Consider the following 1,070-nt stretch of genomic DNA (forward strand, 5'->3'; position numbering starts at 1 on the left):
GTGGCTTTGTCTTGCACCTGCTCGATTGAGTCGAACATGGTTCGGGCCAACCATCCATAGCGTACCGTCCGGTTGTAGCGTTCAACGTAGGCGTTCTGCTGCGGCTTGCCAGGCTGGATGTGCTCGATCCGGATGCCGCGTTGTTCAGCCCAGCCCAGTAGCGCACCACTGATGTATTCAGGCCCATTGTCGCAGCGAATCACGCGCGGCTTGCCGCGCCACTGGATGATCTGTTCCAGTGCCCGAATCACACGAGCCGAGGGCAAGGACAGGTCGACCTCGATCCCCAGCCCTTGGCGGTTGAAGTCGTCAATCACGTTGAACAATCGGAAGCTGCGCCCATCACTGAGCTGGTCGTGCATGAAGTCCATCGACCAGACCTGGTTGATCGACTCGGGCACAGCCAGCGGCTCTGGGCGTTCTCGCACAAGCCGCTTCCTTGGCTTGATCCGCAGGTTCAACTCCAGCTCCCGGTAGATGCGATACACGCGCTTGTGGTTCCAGCCAAAGCCCTTGACGTTGCGCAGGTGCAGGAAGCACAAGCCGAAGCCCCAGTCGCGGTAAGCGGTGGTCAATCGGATCAACCAGTCGGCGATCAGCGCGTTCTCATCCGATGCCTTGGCCTGGTAGCGGTAGCAGGTCTGACTGACCGTAAACGCCATGCAGGCTGACCGGATACTCATCGCCTTGTTGTTCACCGCCCATCGGGCCATCTCTCGGCGTTGAGATGGCCTCACCATTTTTTTGCCATGGCCTCCCGAAGCACCTCGGATGTCATCTGCGACTCGGCATACATCTTCTTCAGGCGCCGGTTCTCCTCCTGCAGCTCCTTGAGCTGGGACACCATCGATGCGTCCATACCGCCGAACTTGCTACGCCACTTGTAGAAGGTTGCCGAGCTGATGCCGTGCTCACGGCATAGCTCTGGCACAGGCGTGCCGGCCTCGGCCTGCTTGAGCACCGCGATGATCTGACTGTCGGTGAATCGTGATGTCTTCATGGAAATCTCCTCAGGAAAGGTTACGAGAAAATTCCACTTTTGACGTCTGCTGATCTGAGGGGGGATTACC

The 1,070-nt window shown here is 58.7% G+C and carries 1 protein-coding gene; it reads right to left on the reverse strand.

The genetic code is table 11. The features are described from left to right. Positions 1-1,000 (reverse strand): IS3 family transposase gene (locus tag GGR62_RS20895; protein WP_260306370.1). Its coding sequence is split into 2 segments (ribosomal slippage), with 1,001 coding nucleotides annotated over them: positions 1-748 and positions 748-1,000; the frame shifts between segments, so codons are not numbered across the junction. This gene is flagged as partial in the annotation. Between the last annotated feature and the right edge of the window lie 70 nt (positions 1,001-1,070).

The organism is Xanthomonas sp. 3075, assembly GCF_014197275.1.
Taxonomy (GTDB): domain Bacteria; phylum Pseudomonadota; class Gammaproteobacteria; order Xanthomonadales; family Xanthomonadaceae; genus Xanthomonas; species Xanthomonas campestris_B.